General features: G+C 61.9%; 22 protein-coding genes. 5 read left to right on the top strand and 17 right to left on the bottom strand.

The window, feature by feature from the left end; all coding sequences use genetic code 11:
- Positions 1-18: 18 nt before the first annotated feature.
- The 3 genes from ACCAA_RS09430 to ACCAA_RS09420 are packed head-to-tail and all read right to left on the bottom strand — an operon-like array spanning position 19 to position 2,046.
- Positions 19-777 carry an arginyltransferase gene (locus ACCAA_RS09430; RefSeq protein WP_186406994.1) on the bottom strand — a complete coding sequence of 253 codons (759 nt, stop codon included), beginning with the start codon at positions 775-777 and terminating at the stop codon, positions 19-21.
- Positions 778-781: 4 nt separating this feature from the next.
- Entirely contained in the window at positions 782-1,492 is a 711-nt protein-coding gene (gene aat / locus ACCAA_RS09425; protein WP_186406993.1) for a leucyl/phenylalanyl-tRNA--protein transferase, read from the bottom strand.
- 44 nt (positions 1,493-1,536) lie between these two features.
- The gene (locus ACCAA_RS09420; protein ID WP_186406992.1) at positions 1,537-2,046 is read right to left on the bottom strand and encodes a C40 family peptidase; all 510 of its coding nucleotides are present in this window, start codon (positions 2,044-2,046) and stop codon (positions 1,537-1,539) included.
- Positions 2,047-2,211: 165 nt separating this feature from the next.
- Between ACCAA_RS09420 and ACCAA_RS09415 the strand changes: the two genes are divergently transcribed.
- From ACCAA_RS09415 to ACCAA_RS09405, 3 genes are read left to right on the top strand one after another with little or no spacing between them, the layout of a single operon-like run.
- Positions 2,212-3,216 carry an acrylyl-CoA reductase family protein gene (locus ACCAA_RS09415; RefSeq protein ID WP_186406991.1) on the top strand — a complete coding sequence of 335 codons (1,005 nt, stop codon included), beginning with the start codon at positions 2,212-2,214 and terminating at the stop codon, positions 3,214-3,216.
- Between the two features lie 31 nt (positions 3,217-3,247).
- A complete protein-coding gene (locus ACCAA_RS09410) occupies positions 3,248-4,390 on the top strand; it encodes a GGDEF domain-containing protein (protein ID WP_186406990.1) in 1,143 nt (380 codons plus the stop codon).
- 44 nt (positions 4,391-4,434) lie between these two features.
- Positions 4,435-6,336 (top strand): propionate--CoA ligase, encoded by a 1,902-nt coding sequence (locus tag ACCAA_RS09405; RefSeq protein ID WP_186406989.1) that lies wholly within the window; start codon positions 4,435-4,437, stop codon positions 6,334-6,336.
- A 109-nt stretch (positions 6,337-6,445) separates the two neighbouring features.
- On the opposite strand, the gene ACCAA_RS09400 is transcribed toward ACCAA_RS09405, so the two are convergent.
- The 4 genes from ACCAA_RS09400 to ACCAA_RS09385 all read right to left on the bottom strand — a co-directional run bounded on the left by ACCAA_RS09400 (position 6,446) and on the right by ACCAA_RS09385 (position 9,399).
- On the bottom strand, positions 6,446-6,637 hold the full coding sequence (locus tag ACCAA_RS09400) for an SUMF1/EgtB/PvdO family nonheme iron enzyme (RefSeq protein ID WP_186406988.1): 192 nt from the start codon (positions 6,635-6,637) through the stop codon (positions 6,446-6,448).
- Positions 6,638-6,798: 161 nt separating this feature from the next.
- Positions 6,799-7,683: an endonuclease/exonuclease/phosphatase family protein gene (locus tag ACCAA_RS09395; RefSeq protein ID WP_186406987.1), complete on the bottom strand. Its 885-nt coding sequence runs from the start codon at positions 7,681-7,683 to the stop codon at positions 6,799-6,801.
- Between the two features lie 34 nt (positions 7,684-7,717).
- Entirely contained in the window at positions 7,718-9,196 is a 1,479-nt protein-coding gene (locus ACCAA_RS09390) for a hypothetical protein (RefSeq protein WP_186406986.1), read from the bottom strand.
- Complete coding sequence (locus tag ACCAA_RS09385) at positions 9,193-9,399, bottom strand: hypothetical protein (RefSeq protein WP_186406985.1); 207 nt, start codon at positions 9,397-9,399, stop codon at positions 9,193-9,195. The genes ACCAA_RS09390 and ACCAA_RS09385 overlap by 4 nt, the downstream gene beginning before the upstream one ends.
- 113 nt (positions 9,400-9,512) lie before the next feature.
- Between ACCAA_RS09385 and ACCAA_RS09380 the strand changes: the two genes are divergently transcribed.
- On the top strand, positions 9,513-10,145 hold the full coding sequence (locus tag ACCAA_RS09380) for an MBL fold metallo-hydrolase (protein ID WP_186406984.1): 633 nt from the start codon (positions 9,513-9,515) through the stop codon (positions 10,143-10,145).
- Here the strand turns inward: ACCAA_RS09380 and lpdA are convergent.
- The 10 genes from lpdA to ACCAA_RS09330 all read right to left on the bottom strand — a co-directional run bounded on the left by lpdA (position 10,142) and on the right by ACCAA_RS09330 (position 21,610).
- Entirely contained in the window at positions 10,142-11,578 is a 1,437-nt protein-coding gene (gene lpdA / locus ACCAA_RS09375) for a dihydrolipoyl dehydrogenase (protein ID WP_186406983.1), read from the bottom strand. The two genes, ACCAA_RS09380 and lpdA, sit on opposite strands and share 4 nt — an antisense overlap.
- An 89-nt stretch (positions 11,579-11,667) precedes the next feature.
- Positions 11,668-12,912, bottom strand: coding sequence for a 2-oxoglutarate dehydrogenase complex dihydrolipoyllysine-residue succinyltransferase (gene odhB, locus ACCAA_RS09370; protein ID WP_186406982.1), 1,245 nt, complete (start codon positions 12,910-12,912; stop codon positions 11,668-11,670).
- Positions 12,913-12,924: 12 nt separating this feature from the next.
- Positions 12,925-15,765, bottom strand: a complete 2,841-nt coding sequence (locus ACCAA_RS09365) for a 2-oxoglutarate dehydrogenase E1 component (protein ID WP_186406981.1) — start codon at positions 15,763-15,765, stop codon at positions 12,925-12,927.
- Between the two features lie 111 nt (positions 15,766-15,876).
- Positions 15,877-17,172: a citrate synthase gene (gene gltA / locus ACCAA_RS09360; protein ID WP_186406980.1), complete on the bottom strand. Its 1,296-nt coding sequence runs from the start codon at positions 17,170-17,172 to the stop codon at positions 15,877-15,879.
- A 70-nt stretch (positions 17,173-17,242) separates the two neighbouring features.
- On the bottom strand, positions 17,243-17,497 hold the full coding sequence (locus ACCAA_RS09355) for an FAD assembly factor SdhE (protein ID WP_186406979.1): 255 nt from the start codon (positions 17,495-17,497) through the stop codon (positions 17,243-17,245).
- Positions 17,497-18,210 carry a succinate dehydrogenase iron-sulfur subunit gene (locus tag ACCAA_RS09350; RefSeq protein ID WP_186406978.1) on the bottom strand — a complete coding sequence of 238 codons (714 nt, stop codon included), beginning with the start codon at positions 18,208-18,210 and terminating at the stop codon, positions 17,497-17,499. The genes ACCAA_RS09355 and ACCAA_RS09350 overlap by 1 nt, the downstream gene beginning before the upstream one ends.
- Positions 18,211-18,234: 24 nt before the next feature.
- Positions 18,235-20,019 (bottom strand): succinate dehydrogenase flavoprotein subunit, encoded by a 1,785-nt coding sequence (sdhA, locus tag ACCAA_RS09345; protein WP_186406977.1) that lies wholly within the window; start codon positions 20,017-20,019, stop codon positions 18,235-18,237.
- A complete protein-coding gene (gene sdhD, locus ACCAA_RS09340) occupies positions 20,020-20,367 on the bottom strand; it encodes a succinate dehydrogenase, hydrophobic membrane anchor protein (protein ID WP_186406976.1) in 348 nt (115 codons plus the stop codon). It lies immediately after the preceding gene.
- Positions 20,361-20,753: a succinate dehydrogenase, cytochrome b556 subunit gene (gene sdhC, locus ACCAA_RS09335; RefSeq protein WP_186406975.1), complete on the bottom strand. Its 393-nt coding sequence runs from the start codon at positions 20,751-20,753 to the stop codon at positions 20,361-20,363. The genes sdhD and sdhC overlap by 7 nt, the downstream gene beginning before the upstream one ends.
- A 119-nt stretch (positions 20,754-20,872) precedes the next feature.
- The gene (locus tag ACCAA_RS09330; RefSeq protein WP_186406974.1) at positions 20,873-21,610 is read right to left on the bottom strand and encodes a GntR family transcriptional regulator; all 738 of its coding nucleotides are present in this window, start codon (positions 21,608-21,610) and stop codon (positions 20,873-20,875) included.
- A gap of 240 nt (positions 21,611-21,850) precedes the next feature.
- Here ACCAA_RS09330 and ACCAA_RS09325 point away from each other — a divergent pair, with 240 nt between their 5' ends.
- On the top strand, positions 21,851-22,837 hold the full coding sequence (locus ACCAA_RS09325; RefSeq protein WP_186406973.1) for a malate dehydrogenase: 987 nt from the start codon (positions 21,851-21,853) through the stop codon (positions 22,835-22,837).
- Positions 22,838-23,006: the final 169 nt, after the last annotated feature.

Genomic DNA, 23,006 nt, shown 5'->3' with positions numbered 1-23,006 from the left:
GCGGCAGTTTACCGCAAATCAACGCTGCGCGGTGGCGGCCGCGAGACCCGCGCCAAGGGCTATCCACTGTCCGTCAAACAGTCCTTCGAGCGGCCTGAAGCTAGCCTTGTAAGCCATCTTCCGGCTATCCCGAATCCAGTAGCCCAGGTACAGATAGGGCAGTCGATTGGCCACGCACTGGGCGATCTGCCAGGCAATGTTGTAGGTGCCGAAACTCGCCGGCTGATGGTCCGGATCGTAGAAGGTGTAGACCGACGACAGGCCGTCGTTGAGAACGTCGAGGATGCTGACCATGCGCAGGACACCGTCCTCGGTGAATTCGATCAGCCGGGTGTCCACACGGCTTTGCAGCAGGAAATGCGTGTATTGTTCATGGCTGTCCTGGTCCATGCCGCCGCCGGCGTGTCGTGCCGACTGGTAACGCAGATAGAGCTGATAATGCTCGTCGGCGAAGGCGAGCGGCAACTCGCGCGCCGTCAGGCCGGCGTGCAGCCTGATGCTGCGCCGCTGGCTGCGGTTGGGCTGGTACAGCCTGGCGGGAATTCGTACCGGGATGCAGGCACGGCAATCGTCGCAGCGTGGGCGATAGGTAAACACCCCGCTGCGTCGAAAACCACTGCGAACGAGTTCGCCGTAGACCTCGGTATTGATCAGGTGGCTGGGAGTGGCGACCTGCGAACGTGCCCGTTCACCCGGCAGGTAGCTGCAGGTGTAGGGAGCTGTGGCGTAGAACTGCAGCAGCGAAAATGGCAGGTCGGAGTCGTTGAGTCGTGCCATTCGCCTAAGTCCAGGGCTGGCTGGCGCCGTCGGTCGGCCATTTGCCAGGCTGCCAGGCGACGCTGACCAGCGCACGCAGCCGGGCGATGAAGACCGCGCGCGGGATCTCCCGCGCTCCCAGCGAAGCGAGGTGCGGCGTGTTCATCTGGCAATCTATCATGCCGAATCCCTCCTCTTCAAGGAAACGGGCGAGATGCGCTGCGGCGATCTTCGAGGCGTCGGTCACGCGCGAGAACATCGACTCGCCATAGAACATGCGGCCGATGGCCAGCCCATACAGGCCACCGACGAGTTGGCCATCAAACCACGTCTCTACCGAATGGGCAATGCCGGATTCGAACAACTGCCAGTAGGCACGCTGCATGTCGCGCGTGATCCATGTGTCGTTCTGGCCAGCACGCGGCGTTTCGGCGCAGGCCCGGATTACGGCAGGGAAGTCGCTGTCGAGTTTCACTTCGCAGCGCCCCGAGCGCAAGCAGCGGCGCAAGGAGCGTGCGATGCGGAACTCGCCAGGAAAGAGCACCATGCGCGGGTCGGGACTCCACCACAGGATGGGCTCGCCCCTCGAGTACCAGGGAAAGATGCCATGCTGGTAGGCGTTGAGCAGGCGCTGGGGAGACAGATCACCGCCGGCACAGAGCAGGCCATTGGGCTCGTTGAGCGCCAGCTCCAGTGGCGGAAACGGAGTTTTCCGGTCATCGAGCCAGGGGATCATCGAGGGGCACGACGCCAGGCGTCGTTTCGGAGCGACTTTGCCGGTCAGCGCGACAGCAAGCGGCGCGCCCCGTTGTAACGTTGGATCCAGTAACTCTGACGCATGTCATCAATCCGGACTTCTGAACCGGTACGCGGTGCATGCATGAAGCGATTGTCGCCCAGATAGATGCCCACATGCGAAAAGGCGTGACGCATGGTGTTGAAGAAAACCAGGTCGCCGGCCTTCAGCTCGTGCTGGTCTATCACGGCACCCACCTCGCTTTGCTCCCTGGCAGTACGCGGCAGCAGAATGCCGATAGCTTCCCTGAAGACCACTTGAACGAAGCCGCTGCAATCCAGTCCGCTATCAGGGTTGGCGCCGCCAAAGCGATAATTGATGCCAATCAGCTCGAAGCCCTTGAGGATCAGATCCTGCGCGCTGGTGGTGTAACGTTCCAGCAGCGAAGGTTCGTCGGCAGGCTTCTGCAGTTCGTTGGCGTGGACCACTCCGCCACCTGAAAGAGCAAGCAGGGTGGCGCCGAGAAGAGAGACGAGGGTGTTTTTTCTAAGCATGGAGACGGAATTTATGTGAAAAATGTCACGCTGTAAACCCCCTACCGACTAGCGGCGACTCAAGAAACCGGAGTTTGTGTTTATAATCGCCCAGCGTTCACGGCGCGGACCGTTCCGCCCGGCGGTTTTGGGACCCAACCTTCCACCCTACGACAAGGAGTGAGCATGCGTCCGTTCAAGGCCTATCTGATCGAAGCGACCGAAGGTTCGGCGCGAGGTCGCTTCGTCACCATGGACGAGTCGCAACTGGACACCGGTGAGGTGACCATCCGGGTCGCCTACTCGAGCGTCAATTTCAAGGATGCGCTGGCCGCCACCGGTGCCGGTCGGATCATTCGTCGCTTCCCCTGCGTCGGCGGCATCGACCTGTCAGGAATCGTTGAAGCGAGCGCCGACCCGCGCTTTCAGGCCGGCGATGCGGTGATTGCCACCAGCTTCGACATCGGTGTGGCTCACCACGGCGGCTACGCCGAGTACGCCAGAGTGCCCGGAGACTGGGTCGTCCCGCTGCCTGCAGGGCTGTCGCTGTACGAGGCAATGGCCCTGGGTACGGCCGGCTTCACGGCGGCGCTTGGCGTCGTGCGGATGGAAGAAAACGGTCTGCAGCCGGCGAAGGGCCCAGTGATCGTCACCGGTGCCACGGGGGGCGTCGGCGGTCTGGCGGTGGATATGCTGGCCGAGCGTGACTATCAGGTCACCGCGCTGACCGGCAAGGAGAAAGCCAGCGACTACCTCAAGGGGCTTGGCGCGGCCGCGGTCATGCTCCGCTCGACGCTTGATCTGGCGCGCATTCGGCCACTCGACAAGGCACTCTGGGCGGGTGCCGTCGACAACCTCGGCGGCGACGTGCTGGCCTGGATCGTGAGCACGATGAAACAGGGTGGGACGATCGCCAGCATCGGCCTCGCAGCCAGTTCGTCACTCACCACCACGGTGATGCCCTTCATCCTGCGTGGCGCTTCGCTGCTCGGAATTGATTCCGGTTACATCGGCGAGCCGTATCGCAGTGGTGTCTGGCAGCGTCTGGCAAACGATCTGCGGCCGCGACATCTGCATGAAATGTCACGCGCCATCGCCTTCGACGAGTTGCCAGGCATCTTCAAGGAGTACGTCGAGGGCCATGCACACGGACGCGTGGTCGTCGACATCGCCGGTGCACCGGTCGCCTGAAGTTGATACGGACCACTGATCGCCTGGCACGATGGACGACTCGAAGCAAGCGCCGCGCATCCTGATTGTCGATGAATCGCGGATGGTCCGCACGACGCTGATCAAGCTGGTTCGTGACCGCTACCGCTTTCGCGAGGAAGTCGATGGCCAGTCGGGTTGGCAGGCGCTGGTTCTCGACCCTTCCATCCAGCTCGTGATCTGCGCACTGTCGCCGCCGATACTCGATGACGACGGTCTGCTACCGAGAATCCGCTCATCCCGGCTGGCGCGCCTGCGCCAATTGCCGGTTCTGATGATCTCGGGTGACAACGAGGAGGCCAATGAGCGAGCCAGATCGCTTGGCGTTGCCGACTTCATTGGCCGGGAAATCGGTGCTGCCGAACTGCTCGCACGCATAGACTCGCTGCTCCAGTTGGCAGAAGTGCAGAGCGAACTCAGAGCGGAGCCGGGTCACCATTCCCAGCATCCCGACACCGGCCTACCGACGCGGCAGTACGTCGACCGACAGGCCACCCAGGCGGTATCGCATGCGATGCGCCACGAGGGCCCGGTGAGCGTCATGGTCATGGCTTTTGACCGCTTCGAGGCGCTGAGTCAGGAACATGGCGGTGATCTGGCAAAGGAGTTGCAGAAACGCCTTGCCGGCATGCTGGCCAACAAGGTACGCAAGGAAGATAGCCTGGGGCATTATTCCAGCAACGAGCTGGCGGTGGTTTCGCCAGGTACCCCCTACCCGGCGTGCGAGGCCTTTGCCAACCGCCTGCGCGAGGCCTTCGCGGTGGCCAATATTGCGGCCCACGGAAAACGCCTTGAGCTGTCGGTCAGCATTGGCGTCGCCAACACCCCCGTCGATAGGGTAAGCTCTGCCGGGGCGCTACTGATCCTCGCTGGCGAGCGTCTGCACAGCGCACAACAAGCCGGCGGCAATCGCGTCGTGGCGTGCGCCAACAAGCCCTTGAACGAGGTTCAGGTACCGCGGCTTGGCCATGCCATCGACCTGATCAAGGCCGGGCACGCGAGTGCGGTCATCCCGCATCTTGTGCCGCTCGGCAAGGAAATACTTCCCTTCCTGGAACTGCTGGAAAGGGAGTTGGAGTTGGGTCTGCCTTTGGCAGGGATTCGAAAACGACTGCTTGACCGGGAGCACGAGGTCCAAGACAATCGGCAAGCGTAATTTCCACTGGTGCACGTGGTTCACATTTTGCAAGAGGGAGTCTCATGACGACAATCCAAGAGTTTCACAAGCAATCAATCGACCATCCGGACGCGTTCTGGGCTGAAGAAGCCAAGCTCATCGACTGGCACAAGCCGTACACTCAGGTACTCGACTTCTCCCACCCGCCGTTCGCGAAGTGGTTTGTCGGCGGCGAAACCAATCTCTGTTACAACGCAGTCGACCGTCACGCGGCCAAGCGCCCGAATGACCGGGCACTGGTCTTCATCTCGACAGAGACCGACCAGGAAGTGGTGTACTCCTTCGCCGAGCTCAAGACGGAAGTCATGCGCATGGCGGCGATCATGCAGAGCCTCGGCGTCGGCAAGGGCGACCGCGTCCTGATCTACATGCCGATGATCGCCGAAGCCATGTTCGCGATGCTCGCCTGCACGCGCATCGGTGCCATTCACTCGGTCGTCTTCGGCGGTTTTGCTTCCGGATCGCTGGCTACGCGGATCGATGATGCGACCCCGAAACTGGTCGTCTCGTCGGATGCCGGCATGCGCGGCGGCAAGGCCGTACCCTACAAGGATCTGCTCGACGAAGCGATTGAACTGGCCGAGCACAAGCCCGCCAAAGTACTGATGGTCGACCGCGGTCTCGACAAGGATTTCAACAAGGTCGAAGGTCGCGACACCGACTACGCGACGCTACGCGCAGAGTTCATGGACGCCGACGTGCCGATCACCTGGCTGGAATCCTCCGAACCGTCCTACATCCTGTACACCTCCGGCACCACCGGCAAACCCAAGGGCGTGCAGCGTGATACCGGCGGCTATGCCGTTGCGCTGGCCTCGACGCTCAAGTACATCTTTTGCGGCGGCGAGGGTGAAACATTTTTCGCCACCTCAGACATCGGCTGGGTCGTCGGTCACTCGTACATCATTTACGGCCCGCTGATCGGTGGCATGTGTACCATCATGTACGAGGGAACGCCGCTGCGCCCGGACCCGGGCATCTGGTGGCAGATCGTCGAGAAGTACAAGGTCAACGTCATGTTCTCGGCGCCGACAGCAGCGCGTGTCCTGAAAAAGCACGACAACGCCTACATGCACAAGTACGACCTGTCCAGTCTCAGGCACCTGTTCCTCGCCGGGGAGCCGCTCGATCAGCCGACCCATGAGTGGATCATGGGCGAACTGGGCTTGCCGGTAATCGACAACTACTGGCAGACCGAGACCGGCTGGCCGATTCTGTCGGCCATGCCGGGGGTCGAAAAGACCGAGATCCGCTTCGGTACGCCGAGCTTCCCGGTCTATGGCTACAACCTCAAGATCTTCCGCGAAGACGGCACGATCTGCGACCCGGATGAAAAAGGCATTGTCGGCATCCTGCCGCCGCTGCCACCTGGCTGCCTGACGACCGTCTGGGGTGACGACGCGCGCTTTGTCTCGACCTACTTCTCGCTTTTCCGCGAGCCGCAGGTCTACTCCTCGTTTGACTGGGGAATCAAGGACAAGGACGGCTATCACTACATCCTCGGCCGCACCGACGACGTGATCAACGTCGCCGGGCACCGTCTGGGAACGCGTGAAATCGAAGAAGCCATCCAGGGGCATTCGGCGATTGCCGAAGTCGCCGTCGTCGGCGTTGCCGATCAGCTCAAGGGTCAGATGCCGATGGCCTTCGCGGTGGTCAAGAACGTGGACAGCATCGCCACACCTGAGCTAACCGCGGCCCTCGAGAAGGCGGTCATGAAGCAGGTGGACGAAAGCCTCGGTGCGATCGCCCGCCCGAGCCGCGTACACTTCGTGAGCGTGCTGCCAAAGACCCGCTCGGGCAAGCTGCTCAGGCGCTCGATCCAGGCGCTCGCCGAAGGCCGCGATCCGGGCGATCTGACGACGATCGAAGATCCCAAGGCGCTCGAACAGCTCCAACGCGCGCTGGGCACCGTCAAGGGCTAGTCCCGAACAAGCCACTGCTGGCTGTGATTCGCCTGCCGCCTTCATTGGTGGCAGGCGTTTTTTTTGCTCGCCGGCCAAAAAGCCACGCGGCTGACTGCCCACATAGCTTTCACACCGTTATGCGTACCCGCCCCGCGTCGGGGTCGCCGTACCACGAGCCACCGCGCAGCACGCGCGCGTCGCCGCTGGCGTCGGCCTCGACCTGCTCCGGGTGGTCGTGTTTGTTGAGACACCATTCGCAGACGTTGCCGGCCAGATCGAGCACGCCTGCGCTCGAAGCTCCCTGTGGATAGGCGCCCACGGCCGTGGTCTGCTCAAGCTTTCAGCCGCCGGGGCTGTCCCAGGTTTTGTTGATGTTGGCGTCACCCGTTTCGTAATTCTCACCCCATGGATAAGCACGGCCATCGCGCCCGCGCGCCGCGCGCTCTCACTCCTCTTCGGTCGGCAGGCGAACTTCGTAGATCAGAGAGGCGGTAGCGCTTCGCTCGCCGCCTCGTCGGCCAGCCTGGTCGCGACCTGCGGACGAAGGCGCGAGGGTTCGAGCTCGAGTTCGGCGATCAGCGGCGCGTGGTCCGAGCAGCGCGCCCAGGCAAGGCCCTGCGGCACGTACATGTCAAGCACCTGGAAGCCACGCACGTAGATGCGGTCGAGCCTCAACCACGGCGCGAAACTGGGAAATGTGCGCGACACGCCGGCCCGCATATCGCTCGACGGTCGCCAGGAGAGGATCCGGTCGAGTAGCCCGCCGTGTTGTGGCGCCGGAGTGGCGGCCACCGCGACTTCCTCGACTCCGAGCCGCTTGCGCAGAACCTCGTCGACGCGCTGCTGCCAGTCGTTGAAATCACCGGCGATGATCAGCGGCGCCCTGGCCGACACCTCACGCTGAACGAAATCGGCCAGGAACGCCGCCTGGCGGACGCGGCTGCGCTTGATCAGCCCGAAGTGGACACAGATCAGGTGCACCTCCCTGCCCTTGCCCGGACCGACACGCGTCACCGCGTGCAGCAGGCCGCGCTTTTCGAGCACGTGGTCGGAGATGTCGTGGTTGTTGGAGTCAGTGATCTGGTGGCGCGAGAGGATCGCATTTCCGTGGTGCCCGTGCGGGTAGACGGCGTTCATGCCGTAGGCATGATGCGCGTAGGCGTCGCTGGCCAGGAAGGCGAGCTGGGTGCCGAACGGGTAGCCGGGGTGGCGAGCCATCCGCTCGTTGCGGTCCTGCACTTCCTGCAGGAAGACGATGTCGGCGTCGATCGTCTGCAGTGCCAGGCGCACGTCATGGATGCGAGGCCGCCCACGGATGCCGGTGACGCCCTTGTGGATGTTATAGGTGGCAACGCGGAGTTTCATGGCTTGGCCTGGTACGTTTCGGCCGATTCGTGATTCACGGCAGGCGCTCGAAGTAGCGATCGAATAGCGCTGGATCGTCGAAATGGCGCCGCCCGACAAAAGCTGTCGCGTGGCGCCCCCATTGTCGCATCTGACCGGCGCTGGTGATACCCATCGGCCAGAAGTAAAAGCGTTCGCGCCGCTCGCTGCCGGCGATCAGGCCTTCGGGACCGAAGACGCTGCGCGTGCCGCCATCCGGCACCGGCAGCGACCGGAGCGAGTCCTCGTCGCGTAGCGCCAGGAGCTTGTCGCCACCGTCGCCGTCGCCACGTTGCGCATCGATCTCGACCCGCTGCAAATAGTGCGTCCGCGCGGCCAGTTTCAGCACCACGCGTTCGTGTACGCCCGGCGAGCGCAGCGTTTGTGGCACGAACAGACTCTCGTCGATGGTCTCGGGCTGCGGCCTGGCGCGTACTCGTTCGGTCGGAATGAACAGATGATAACAGCCGCAGGGATGAATCGTGTCGTAGACCAGCGCTGCTCCGTCGTCGGCCAGCGTGACGCGCCAGAGCAGGCCGTCGAGCCGCCCGGCCAGGACGTCGAAGACGTGCGCCGGTGGGCGCGCCGAAAACCAGGCCGTGTAGATCAGTTGCCGCAGCCAGCGCCCGCCGATCTGGCTGTAGGCGGTGCGCACGTAAAGCACCGGGTCATCTACCGCGACGCCCGCCTGCAGCCGATCGTGCTCGTGCTGCCAGACGAGTGCCCCCGGTCGATCGTCGTCACCGGCGGTTTCGATCGCCAGCGTCGGCGCATGGCGAACGACCAGGCGGGCAAGCGTGGCCGGCGAAGCTGGCGGCAGGCCCAGCGCCGGCCCGTCGCCGACGGACGGCATGACTTCCGCCGTCGCCGCCGCGACGTAGCGTGTGCGCCGATAGCGCACCGGGTCGGCAGTGCCGTGCGCGGCGAAATCGGCCAGCGTGTCGCGCTGCCATTGCCGGATGCCGGCGGCGAAGACATGCCGCGTCAGCGGATAGAGGCCAAGCACACGCAGGGCGGTCGAGTAGTCGTCGGGCACTTGCGCGGCGGCGATGAGCACGCCCAGTTCCTCCTGATCGGCCGTCGCGAGGAGACGCCGGCAAGCGGCGAGAGTCTCGGCCATGGCGACATCGTCGCCGCCGGCGTTGCGCAACTCGGTGCGCCTGGCGGAATCGTCGAGCGTCGCCAGCGCTTCACTCCAGACACGGGTACGCTGCGGGTCAGCCTCGGTCGCGTCGGCTAGCTTCGCCAGCAGTCGATCGACACGCAGGTAGGGAAAACCCGGCACGCGCGCTGCCTGCGCATCGCGCGTGCCGGCCGCATCGATGGCCGTATCGCTGGCGCGGAAGAGTCGTGCGCAGTCGCCGATTGCGTCGTCACGCTGCAAGCGCTGCGCCACCGGTGGCTGCGCGTAGGGGTCGAGGCTGGCGCAGGCGGCCAGCGCCAGGCAGATCAGCCCGAGGAGCGCGGGGTACGCCGGGAACAGGCAGCGCATCATGGCCCATGCTCGGCGGCCGACACCGCAGCCTGCCGCCGCTCGATCTGGCGCAGCATGGCGACAAACTGTTCGCGCATCGTCGGCCTGATGGCGCCGATTCCGGACAGCAACGCGATCATCGGGGGCAGCGGACGCGCCAGCTCGAACCGGGCGTCGTAGTCCAGGCGCACCCCGGCGCGCTCTTGCAGACGGAGGGGGTTCAAGGTGTAGCGTCCGGTGAAGCTGCGCAGCGTCGGCTCGGCCGAAAGACGAGGCCTGAGCGCTGCTCTGCTATACTTCGCGCTCTTTCCGATCCACGCCAGCCTGGCCCTTGAGAATGAAATATCAGATCATCCCGGTGACCCCTTTCGAACAGAACTGCAGCCTTCTCTGGTGCGAACAGACCAAGCGAGGCGCCGTGGTCGACCCGGGTGGTGATGTGTCGCGCATCCTGCGGGCGGTCGAGGCCAACGGGGTGGAAGTGGAGAAGATTCTCGTCACCCATGGCCACATCGATCATGCCGGCGGTGTTGCCGACATGGCTGCACGCCTGTCCTTGCCGATCGAAGGGCCGCAGCGCGAGGATAAGTTCTGGATCGACGGCATGGTGGCACAGAGCAAGATGTTCGGCTTTGCCAACGTGCGCAGCTTTACGCCCGACCGCTGGCTGGAGCAAGGCGACACGGTGAGTTTCGGCAATCTCGTGCTGGACGTTCTGCATTGCCCCGGACATACGCCGGGGCACGTGGTTTTCTTCGCCAGGCCAGACCGCTTGGCGATCGTCGGTGACGTCCTCTTCCAGGGGTCGATTGGCCGCACCGATTTCCCCAAAGGCGATTTCGAGACGCTGATTTCTTCGATCCGCAATCGACTCTGGCCGCTCGGCAACGACGTCGCCTTCATTCCCGGCCACGGGCCAATGTCGACCTTTGGCGCCGAGCGGCGCAGCAATCCCTTCTGCGGCGACTAGAAGTGTAGCGGCCTCTTGTCGCAGGCCAGAGCGGCTTCGTGAACCACCTCCGACAGCGTCGGGTGGGCATGGCAGATGCGCGCCAGATCTTCGGACGCAGCGCCAAATTCCATTGCCACGACGCCCTCGGAGATCAGTTCGGAAGCATTGGCACCGATGATGTGCACGCCAAGAATGCGATCGGTCTCGGCGCAGGCCAGTATTTTGACGAAGCCGCTCGGGTCGCCCATGCCGAGCGCCCGCCCATTGGCGGCAAACGGGATCTTGCCGGCCTTGTAGGCGATGCCCTCGGCTTTCAACTGCTGCTCGGTCCTGCCCACCCAGGCGATCTCGGGACTGGTGTAGATCACCCAGGGGATGGTGTCGAAATTGCAGTGCCCGGCCTGACCCGCCATCATCTCGGCAACCATGACGCCTTCTTCCATCGCCTTGTGCGCCAGCATCGGCCCAACCACCACGTCACCGACCGCCCACACGCCGGGGAGATTGGTTCGGCAATGGGCATCGACTTCGATCTGACCTCGATCGGTGAGCTTCAGACCCACCTTGTCGGCGTTCAGGCCATCGGTATTCGGGAGGCGGCCAATCGAGACGATGAGACGGTCGGCGTCAAGCTTGTGCTCGTTGCCGTCCTTGTCGGTATAGTCGATCGCGACGCCCTTCTGGGACACCTTGACGTCACCGATCTCGATCCCGGTAATGATCTTCAGCCCTTGTTTGGCAAACAGCTTGGCCGCTTCCTTGGCCACCTCGACGTCGGTCAGCGAAAGGAAGTCCGGCAAGGCCTCGAGGATCGTCACTTCGGAACCCAGGCGACGCCAGACGCTGCCCATTTCGAGTCCGATGACGCCGGCGCCGATCACCGCCAGCCTCTTCGGCACGGCGTCGATGTCCAGTGCGCCGACGTTGTCGCAAACGATCTCGTTATCCACCGGCACGCCAGCCAGGTGGCGCGCCTTCGATCCGGTGGCGACAATGACCTGCTTTGCCTCGACGAGTTCCTGACCGACCCTGATCTGCCAGACCTCGCCTTCGCCAGACCCCTTGCGCCCGACGAAAGAGCCATGCCCGTTGAGCAAGGTGACCTTGTTCTTCTTGAACAGGCCCTTGATGCCGCTGGTCAGTTGCTTGACGATGCCGTCCTTGCGAGCGGTCATGCGGGCCACATCAATGATCGGCGCACCGACACAGATGCCTTGATCGGCAAAGCCGTGACCTGCTTCCTCGAAGAGGTGCGAGGTGTGCAGCAGAGCCTTCGATGGGATGCAACCCACGTTCAGACACGTCCCGCCGAGACGCGGCTCACCTTTTGGATCAGCATAGGCATTGGATTCGCAGCAGGCGACATTGAAACCCAGTTGCGCGGCTCGGATGGCGGCAATATAGCCACCGGGCCCACCACCGATAACGAGAACGTCGTATTGCTTGGACATGATAAATCCCCTTTCCAACCGCAGAGACACAAGGGCACAGAGTCTTCACAGGGTGCAGCCCTGAGCCTCCATGCCCCGGTGGTGAGTGCTTATACGCCGAGCAGCAGGCGAGCCGGATCTTCGAGCGCCTCCTTCATCGTCACCAGACCCAGTACCGCTTCGCGACCGTCGATGATGCGGTGGTCGTACGACATGGCCAGATAGTTGATCGGGCGAATGACGACCTGACCATTCTCGACGACCGGCCGGTCCTTGGTCGCGTGAATGCCGAGGATCGCCGACTGCGGTGGGTTGATGATCGGCGTCGACAGCATCGAACCGAAGACTCCCCCGTTGGAGATCGAGAAGGTGCCGCCGGTGAGATCTTCCATCGTCAACTTGCCATCCTTGGCTTTGACGCCGAACTCGCCGATCTTCTTCTCGATGTCGGCGATGGTCATTTGATCGGCGTCGCGCAGGATCGGCACGACCAGGCCGCGCGGACTGCCAACGGCGATGCCGATGTCGATGTAGCCGTGATAGACGATGTCGTTGCCATCAACCGAAGCGTTGATCACCGGGAACTTCTGCAGCGCGGCAACGGCAGCCTTGACGAAGAAGCCCATGAAGCCGAGGCGCACACCGTGCGCCTTTTCGAATCGATCGCCGTACTGCTTGCGCAGTGCCATGACCGGACCCATGTTCACTTCGTTGAAGGTGGTCAGGATCGCGTTGCTCGCCTGCGACTGCAGCAGACGCTCGGCAACGCGAGCGCGCAGACGCGACATCGGCACGCGCTGCTCGGGCCGTTCGCCCAGCGGAACGGTGACCGCGGGTGCCGGTGCCAGGGTGGCCGCGCTGGCGGCGGGCGGCGCCACGGTAGCCGGTTTTGCGGCTGGAGGCTGGGCGGCCAGCGCATCGGATTTGGTCACCCGACCGCCACGGCCGGTACCGGTCACGTCAGCAGCGGCAACGCCTTTCTCTTCGAGAATCTTGCGCGCCGCAGGCAGGGCGACGCCGGCGGCCGTCGCCGCGGCGGCCGCCGGCGGCGGTTGAACGGCTGCCTTGGCTGGCGCGGCGGCCTTGTCTGTAGGCACTGCGACGGCACCGGCCTGGGCGGCGGTGTCTATGCGTGCAATAACCTCACCCGAGACGACCGTGTCCCCGTCACCCTTGACGATTTCGACCAGGACGCCGCCATCCGGCGCCGGCAGTTCGAGGACCACCTTGTCGGTCTCGATGTCGATCAGATTTTCATCCCGCGTGACGGCCTCGCCGGCTTTCTTGTGCCACGAGACCAGGGTCGCTTCTGCGACTGACTCGGAAAGCTGTGGAACTTTGACGTCGATGATCATGTTCACTCCGTTCTAGGCTGGTTTGTAGTACTCGATCTCACCGAGCGCGGAGTCGATCAGAGCCTTTTGTTGAGCATTGTGCTTGCTGTAGTAGCCTACCGCTGGGGAAGCCGAGGCTGGACGGGAAACGAGCAACAGATGCTGCTTGTCGCTCAGCGAGCGGGAAAGGTGCTGACGCGAAGCGATCCAGTACCAGGCTCCCTGATTGCGTGGCTCTTCCTGGCACCAGACGACTTCGCTGGCCTTCGGATATTTGGCCAGTTCCTCCTGGAACGACTCCTGCGGGAAGGGGTAGAACTGTTCGAGGCGGGCAATCGCAATGTGCGAGATCTTCTTCTCGTGCCGCGCAGCGATCAGATCGTAGTAGACCTTGCCTGAGCAGAACACGACACGGGTCACTTTCTTGGCATTGATCGGCTCTACTTCGCCAATCACGCGCTGGAATTCGCCTTCGCTCAACTCCTCTAGCGCCGACGTGGCGTCCTTGTGACGCAGCAGCGACTTCGGCGAGAAAACCACCAGCGGTTTGCGTTGGTTACGCACCGCTTGCCGGCGCAGCATGTGGAAGACCTGCGCCGGCGTCGACGGCTGGCAGACTTCCATGTTCATCTCGGCGCACAACTGCATGTAACGCTCAATGCGCGCCGATGAATGCTCGGGGCCCTGCCCTTCGTAACCATGTGGCAGGAGCAGAACCAGACCACTGGCACGACCCCACTTGGCTTCGCCAGAAGCGATGAACTGATCGATCACCACCTGTGCGCCGTTGGCAAAGTCGCCGAACTGCGCTTCCCAGACGATCAACTCGTGCGGATTGGCCGTCGAGTAGCCATATTCGAAGGCCAGCACTGCCTCCTCCGAGAGGACGGAATCGAAACACTGGAAGCGCGCCTGCCGGTCCTGCAAGTGAGACAGAGGATAGTACGTCCCCCTGTCCCAGTGCTCGCGATTCTGGTCATGCAGCGCAGCGTGGCGGTGAAAGAAGGTACTGCGACCGACGTCTTCGCCCGACACGCGCACACCGTACCCGGAAACCAGCACCGACGCGTAGGCCAGGTTTTCCGCCATGCCCCAGTCTACGGGCAGCTTGCCTTCGCCCATCTGGCGGCGATCTTCGATGATCTTGCGCACCCGGCTGTGCACGGTGAAGCCCTCCGGCAGTGTCGTCAGCCGCTCGGCCAGGCGCTGCAGTTCGGCCATCGGCACCCGGGTATCGCAAGTCTCGATGTATTTCGGCGAGACGAAGGGTGTCCAGTCGATGGTCATCGGGTGCTTGTAGCCGGCAAGGACCGGGTTGTACAGCAGTTCGCCGCGATCGAGGTGCGCGCGGTAATCGGCGATGATCTCGTCCGGACCGGCGGCATCCAGGACACCTTCGGCCACCAGTTTGTCGGCGTAGAGCTTGCGCGTACCGGGATGCGCATGGATCTTCTGGTACATCAGCGGTTGCGTGACCATCGGCTCGTCCTGCTCGTTGTGCCCGAGCTTGCGATAGCAGACGATGTCGACCACGACATCCTTCTTGAAGGTCCGGCGGAAGTCCAGGGCGATGCGGGTGACCAGCGCCACGGCTTCGGGGTCGTCGCCATTGACGTGAAAGATCGGCGCTTCGGCCATCTTGAAAATGTCCGTGCAGTACAGCGACGAACGATAGTCGCGCGGGTCGGAGGTGGTAAAGCCGATCTGGTTGTTGACCACGATGTGCACCGTGCCGCCGACACCGTAGCCGCGTGTTTGCGCAAAGTTGAGCATTTCCTGGTTGACGCCCTGCCCGGCAACGGCAGCGTCGCCGTGAATCAATACCGCCAGGACCTTGTCCTTGCCGTCTGCACCGCGACGCCGCTGACGCGAATAGACCGAGCCAACCACCACCGGGTTCACGATTTCGAGATGCGAGGGGTTGAAAGCCAGGGTCAGGTGACACGGTCCTCCCGGCGTCGAAACGTCGGAGGAATAGCCCATGTGATACTTGACGTCACCGGCCGTCAGGTCCTGTGCCTTCTTGCCTTCGAACTCGTCGAACAGCATCGCGGGCTCTTTGCCCAGGGTATTGACGAGAACGTTGAGGCGGCCGCGGTGCGCCATGCCGACGACGATCTCGTCAACACCACCGGCACCGGCGACGCGAATCAGTTCGTCCATCGCCAGGATAAGCGACTCGCCACCTTCGAGAGAGAAGCGCTTCTGGCCAACGTAACGCGTATGCAAATAGCGTTCGAGGGTTTCGGCAGCAGTCAGGCGTTCGAGCATCCGCTTCCGCTCGTCGGGCGTGTAGCTCTGCTTGGCGTGAACGGGCTCGAGTCGATCCTGTATCCATCGCTTCTCGGCCAGCGTGCTGATATACATGTACTCGACGCCGATCGAACCGCAATAGGTCGCCCTCAAGGCGTCGTAGATCTGGCCATACGTAGCGCGGCTTGGCGTTCCCTTGAACGAACCCGCATTGAACACCGTGTTCAGGTCGGCATCGGACAGTCCGTAGTGGGCGGGATCAAGCTGCGGCAGGTCCGGGCGCGGGGTGCGCTTGAGCGGGTCCAGGTTGGCCCAGCGATCACCGATGAAGCGATAGGCGCTGATCATCTGCAGAACGCGAACCTGCTTCTGGTCGTCGACCGGCGCCACTGCCGCGGCGCGGTAGCCACCCTTCCTTGCCTGCTCGGCAAAGGCATTGATCACCGGCAGGTGCGGTACGTCGCGCGCGACGGAGCCCGGCAACTGGGCCAGCTTGTCGAAGTAGTCACGCCATTGCTCGGAGACGGAACCGGGGTTGTCGAGATAGTTTTCGTACAACTCCTCGACGAAGGGCGCGTTGCCACCAAAGAGGAGGGAGTTACCAAAAAGCTGATTCATCATGGCAGTTACCTGTGGTCACGGTCCTGGTTCGAATCGACAATACCTGCGGTCGAAAGACTGCAGAATGAAAAAAGGGCGGCCACTGTCTGCCGCCCTCTGGAGTCCGCCAGCCTAGCGCTGGCCGACCGGAATCACATCGCGCCTGGCCGTACCGACGTAGAGCTGCCGCGGGCGGCCGATCTTGTACTCCGGATCGTTGATCATCTCTTCCCACTGCGTCATCCAGCCCACGGTGCGGGCGAGGGCAAAGATACAGGTGAACATCGTGGTCGGGATACCGAGCGCCTTCTGGACGATCCCTGAATAGAAATCGACATTCGGATAAAGTTTCTTCTCGACGAAGTAGTCGTCCTCGAGGGCGATCTTTTCAAGTTCCATCGCCAGCTTGAACAGGCGGTCGTTCTCCAGACCGAGTTCCTGCAGGACCTCGTTGCAGACCTTCCTCATCAATGTTGCGCGCGGGTCGAAATTCTTGTAGACCCGGTGACCAAAGCCCATCAGCTTGAAATCGTCGTTCTTGTCCTTGGCCCGGGTGATGTACTGGCCGACGCGCGAGACATCGTGGATTTCCTCGAGCATCTGCAGACAGGCCTCGTTGGCGCCGCCATGCGCCGGACCCCACAGACAGGCGATGCCGGCCGAGATGCAGGCGTATGGATTGGCACCGGAAGAACCCGACAGGCGGACCGTCGAGGTCGATGCGTTCTGCTCGTGGTCGGCGTGCAGGGTGAATATGGTGTCGAGCGCGTGCACCAGCACCGGATTCGGCTTGTACTCCTCGCACGGCGTGCCGAACATCATGTGCATGAAGTTCGCTGTGTAGTCGAGATCGTTGCGCGGATAGATGAAGGGTTCACCGCGGTGATACTTGTAGGCCATGGCGACGATCGTCGGCAGCTTGGCGACGATACGATTGAAACTGATGTTCTGGTGTTCGAGATCCGAGAAATCCTCGGCCTCATGGTAGAACGCCGACAGGGCACCGACCACACCCACGAGAACGGCCATCGGGTGGGCGTCACGACGAAAGCCCTGGAAGAACTTCACCAGTTGCTCGTGTACCATCGTGTGCTGTTTGATGTTCTTCTCGAAAGTGACCTTCTGGGCGGAACTCGGCAACTCACCGTACCACAAAAGATAGGCCACCTCGAGGAAGTTGCATTGTCCGGCCAGTTGCTCGATCGGATATCCGCGGTAGAGCAGCTCACCCTTGTCGCCGTCAATAAAGGTGACCGTAGACCTGCAGCTCGCCGTCGACAGATAGCCGGAGTCGTAGGTAAACAGTCCGGTCTTGGCCCCAAGGGTGCGAATGTCGATGCAATCATTGCCATGCGTGGGCGTCATGATTGGAAAATCGACAGGAGCCTGCCCTTCGATGATCAGAGTTGCCTTACGTGCGGTCGTCATTCTTTTAATCCCCGTTGAGGTGTTGAGGTCACAGCGTCGAACAGGAAGCCGCCAGAATATGGCAACTTCCTTACTTAACTCTTACGTCGCGCAACAGCGCAAGAACCTCGGCCTGCACCAGATCGGAACATTCGCGGCTACCGGTTACCAGCGGCCACAGTTCGAGGTCCTCCATGTCGGCCAAGGTGACAAAGGCATCGGCCTGCCCCGGCGTCAGGGTCGGAAAGATCCGATCGAGAAACTCCCCGAGCAGGAGATCCATTTCCAGCATCGCGCGGCGCGTGCAGCGCCAGCGCAGGCGGTTGAGCTTTTCCCGGTCCTCCATCAGATGGCGCGACGAACCATCATCTCTTTGATCTTGCCGATCGCCCGCGTCGGGTTCAGGTTCTTCGGGCAGACATCGACGCAGTTCATGATGCTATGGCAGCGGAACAGACGATAGGGATCCTCGAGATCATCCAGCCGCTCGTTGGTCGCCTGGTCGCGGGTATCGGCGATGAAACGGTAAGCATTCAGCAGACCGGCCGGACCGACAAACTTGTCCGGATTCCACCAGAACGACGGGCACGAGGTCGAACAGCAGGCACACAGGATACACTCGTAGAGACCGTTGAGTTCTTCACGCTCGTCGGGCGACTGCAGGCGCTCACGGTCTGGACGCGGCCCTTCATTGATCAGGTAAGGCTTGATCGAGTGGTACTGCTTGAAAAACTGGGTCATGTCGACGATCAGGTCGCGGATCACCGGCAGACCCGGCAACGGCCGCAGGACGACCGGCTGCTTGAGATCCTTGATGTCGGTCAGGCAGGCCAGACCGTTCTTGCCGTTGATGTTCATCGCATCCGAACCGCAAATGCCTTCGCGACACGAGCGGCGATAGGAAAGCGTATCGTCCTTCGCCTTGAGGCGCGTGAGAATGTCAAGCAACTTGCGATCAAGCGCAAAGTCGACCTCGACCGAAATGTCCTGCATGTACGGCGCGTTGTCCTTGTCAGGATCGTAGCGGTAAATCTTGAACTGCATGGTACTGGTGGCCATTATCATTGACTCCTTAGCGCACGATCAATAGGAACGCGTCTTCAGCGCGATGGATTCGACGGACAGCGGGGTCATGATCACCGGCTTGTAGCTCAGACCATTGCCCTCGCGCTGCCACAGCGTGTGCTTGTGCCAGTTGACATCGTCGCGTCCATTGGGATTGGCGGCCGTATCCGGCGCATCGTCGCGGACGTGGGCGCCACGCGATTCCTTGCGTGCCTCCGCCGAAACCATCGTCGCCTTGGCCACCTCGATCAGGTTGTCGAGTTCCAGCGCCTCGACGCGGGCCGTGTTCCAGACCTGCGACTTGTCCTTGATCTCGGTCCTGGCAACCGCTTTCTCGATCTCGACAATCTTCGCGACACCGTCGACCAGCATGTCCTTGAAGCGGAAAACGCCGCAATGCTTCTGCATCGTACGCTGCAACTCAAGGCGCGTCTCATTGACGTCGGCGCCACCGGTCTGCGTATTGAGGCGTTTCAGCCGCGCCATGGTGAAGTCGGCAAAGTTCTCCGGCAACTCCTTGAGACCGATCGCACCCGACTGGACATCTTCGATCACCGAATCCCCGGACGCCTTGCCGAAGACCAGCAGGTCAAGCAGCGAATTGGTCCCCAGCCGATTGGCGCCGTGCACCGAAGCACAGGCTACCTCGCCGGCGGCATAGAAGCCCCTGACCGGAGTGCCGTCCGGAGCGACGACCTGGCCCTTGTAATTGGTCGGCACGCCGCCCATCTGATAGTGACAGGTCGGCACCACCGGGATCGGTGCCTTGATCGGGTCGATGCCGGCGAACTGGATCGAAATCTCGCGAATTCCCGGCAGCCGCTTCATGATCGTTGCCGGATCGAGGTGGGTAATGTCGAGCAGGACGAAGTCCTTGTTCGGCCCGCAACCGCGACCCTCGTTGATTTCGGTGACCATGGCCCGCGAAACGACGTCACGCGAAGCCAGGTCCTTGGCGTTGGGCGCGTAACGCTCCATGAAGCGCTCGTTGGCCGAGTTGCGCAGAATACCGCCTTCACCGCGCACACCCTCGGTAATCAGCACCCCGGCACCAGCGACGCCCGTTGGGTGAAACTGCCAGAACTCCATGTCCTCGAGCGGGATCCCGGCACGTGCCGCCATGCCGAGACCGTCGCCGGTATTGATGAACGCATTGGTCGACGAATAGAAGATGCGGCCAGCACCACCGGTGGCGAAGATGGTGGCCTTGGCGTGGAAGGCGACGACCTCACCGGTCTCCATCTCGAGGGCGATCACCCCCAGCACCTGGCCGGAATCGTCGCGAATCAGGTCGAGCGCCATCCATTCGACGAAGAACTGTGTGTTGGCGCGCACGTTGCGCTGATACAGCGCGTGCAGCATGGCGTGCCCGGTGCGGTCGGCCGCGGCACAGGCCCGACGGACCGGCTTCTCGCCGAAGTTCGACATGTGCCCGCCGAACGGACGCTGGTAGATCTTGCCTTCGTCGGTGCGGTCGAAAGGCATGCCGAAATGTTCGAGTTCGACCACTACTTCAGGTGCCTTGCGGCACATGTACTCAATTGCGTCCTGGTCGCCGAGCCAGTCGGAACCCTTGACCGTATCGTACATGTGCCAGTGCCAGTGATCCTCCTCGGAGTTGCCGAGCGAGGCAGACACGCCACCCTGCGCCGCCACGGTGTGCGAACGGGTCGGAAAGACCTTCGACAGAACCGCTGTCTTCAGGCCGGCTTCGGACAACTGGATCGCTGCGCGCAGACCGGAACCACCAGCGCCAACGATGACTGCATCGAACTTACGTACCGGAATGGTTAGCTTGCTCACTTACATTCTCCACAGAATCTGAACCGCCCAGCCGGCGTAGCCGACCAGCACCGCAGCCGTCGCAATCATCATCAGGAGGCGCAAGGCATCCGGCTTGATGTAATCCATCCAGATATCCCGAATACCGATCCAGGCATGGTAGAAGACACTGACGAAAAACAGAAAGGTTGCGAACTTCATGAAACCATTGGCAAAGATGCCGCGCCATGCGTCGAAGGAGTCGGGCCCGACGGCAGCGATGACGACCAGGAAGATGACCGTGTACACAGCCATGATGATCGCCGTGGCACGCTGGATGATCCAGTCCTTGAGCCCGTAATGCGCCCCGACAAGAATACGATTTACCATAGCACTTTCGCTCCGATGATCAGGGTCAGGGCGATGCTGACCGCAAAAACGATCTTGCTCGACCGACGTGCCGCCTCGAGCCCTACCCCCTTGTCCACATCGAGTAGCAGGTAGCGGATGCCGGCGCAGAAGTGATGCATGTAAAACCAGATCAAACCGAACAGAACAATTCTAGCCAGCGGATGCCCGATGATACCCTTGACCCCGGCAAAAGCTTCCGGCGACGCGAGACTGCTCTGCAACAGCCATAGGAGAACCGGCAGGAGCAGGAAAATTGCCGCCCCGCTGACCCGGTGGAGGATTGAAAGGATACCCGGAAGGGGTAGCCTGATTGTCGGCAAGTCCAAATTTTTTGGACGCTTCTTTTTGATTGCCATCTCTGCCATGAACGTCATCCCTCATCTGTAATGCGGCCGAATCCGTGCCGCCCGACCTCTGCAAAACCGCGCTCGATTATAAACCATCGTAGCGCGGCTGACTTACCCGATAGGCTCGCTGTGATGGTTCACCCCAGTTCGTTGTGATAATGATAGTTGCGTGTTGAGTAGAAGCCGCGGCGCCATTCGACCGGCTTGTGCCCGTAGGTAAAAGTGACCCGCTCGACGAGCAGCAGCGGGCTGCCTTCGGTGACCTGCAGCCATTCGGCGCTGACCCGGTCGGCCGCCACGGCACGCAACCGTTCGTCAGCCCGAATCATGCGTACGCCATAACGGGTTTCGAACAGGCTGTACAGCGACTCAGCCGACCGGAGAATCTCGAGCGACAAATCCGGAAACAATTCGCTGGGCAGATAGATCTCGTCGAAGACCACCGGCTCGTCGCCGAGCTTCAACAGGCGGCGAACGATGGTGATTGGCGAACCGGGTTCGAGCGCCAGAATGCGGGCCACGTCGGCGCCAGCCTTGGCACGCCAGCATTCGAGCGGAACGCTTTGCGAAAGGCGCGTCTCGCCGTCATTGGGGAGCAGACGCAGAAAGCGAAAATAGGAACCCGGGTCCTTGTGCGTGGCGACAAAAGTGCCCTTGCCTTGCTGGCGGACCAGGAGATTCTCGGCAGCCATCTCGTCGATCGCCTTGCGGACGGTACCCTGACTGACGCCGAAACGCGTCGCCAGTTCCGACTCGCTCGGAATCGGGTCGCCAGGACCCCACTCGCCCGACTCCAGATGGCGCAGGACCAAATCCTTGATCTGCCGATACAGCGGGCTGAAGGTCGGAGAATGCAATGACGAAGACCGGTTCATGGAGCGCTATTTCAGCATAATTTGACGCTCGCGTCCATCTCGTTTCTGTTATACAACTCATCTATAAGATATAAGATATATTTGACACTCTGTGGTCTGGCATCTTATGATTACGTCGATTTGGCTCGCCCTGCGAAGGCGTTTCAGGGATAAGGCCGATCGATTTCCGCTCGTTTTGCGTTTCGCTTTTCTATCCCGCTTTTCCGTTAATTTTGCTCATCACTCAACAGGAGCCGCATCATGTCTAAAGCCCCCATGCGCGTCGCGGTCACCGGCGCCGCCGGTCAAATTGGTTACAGCCTGCTTTTCCGGATCGCCTCCGGCGAAATGCTGGGCAAGGATCAACCGGTCATCCTCCAGTTACTCGACCTGCCGCAAGCCCAGAAAGCCTGCCAAGGCGTCATCATGGAGCTTGAAGACTGCGCCTTCCCGCTGCTCGCGAGCGTATTCGCCACTGACGATCCGAACCTTGCTTTCAAGGACGCCGACGTCTGCCTGCTGGTCGGCGCGCGTCCGCGCGGCCCCGGCATGGAGCGGGCCGACCTGTTGACCGCCAACGGTGCCATCTTCACTGTTCAGGGCAAGGCGATTGCCGAAAATGCCAGCGAAGGCGTCCGCGTTCTGGTCGTTGGCAACCCCTGCAACACCAATGCCCTGATTGCCGGCACCGCAGCAAAGAAGGTCGGTCGCACCAACCCGGCCAACTACCATGGCATGCTGCGTCTGGACCACAACCGCGCCCTGACACAGCTCGCCGCGAAGACCGGCCGGCCGGTGGCCAGCTTCAAGCAACTCGTCGTCTGGGGCAACCATTCGCCGACAATGTATGCCGATTACCGCAATTGCACCTCTGACGGCGACAACGTCAAGGAGCTGATCAACGATGCGGCATGGAACAACGATACCTTCCTGCCGACGGTCGGCAAGCGCGGAGCGGCGATCATCGACGCCCGTGGCCTGTCCTCCGCCGCTTCGGCCGCCAATGCAGCCATCGACCACATGCGCGACTGGGTTCTTGGTTCCAACGAATGGGTCACCATGGGTGTGCCGTCCGACGGCTCCTACGGGATCCCGGCCGGCATCGTTTTCGGTTTTCCTTGCACCTGCAAGGGCGGCTCGTTCGAAATCATCCAGGGTCTCGAGATCGACGACTACTCACGCGACAAGATCAACAAGACGCTCAAGGAACTGACCGACGAACAGGACGCCGTCAAGCACATGCTCTGATCGGCCTTTCCATCGCCCCCACAGCCGCGGCAGATCCGCGGCTTTTTCATTGATTGGAACGTTACGTCCTGCTATTTGCCAACACATTGAACCTGTGGTCTGCTGGGGTGTTAACGGCGTCGTCATTCCGTAGAAATCTGGCGTCGACAGTTTTGCAGCGTAGCCCGCA

Source organism: Candidatus Accumulibacter aalborgensis, from assembly GCF_900089955.1.
Lineage (GTDB): Bacteria > Pseudomonadota > Gammaproteobacteria > Burkholderiales > Rhodocyclaceae > Accumulibacter > Accumulibacter aalborgensis.
Note: the sequence above shows the minus strand (reverse complement) of the source record. Positions and strands in the feature narration are given on the sequence as shown.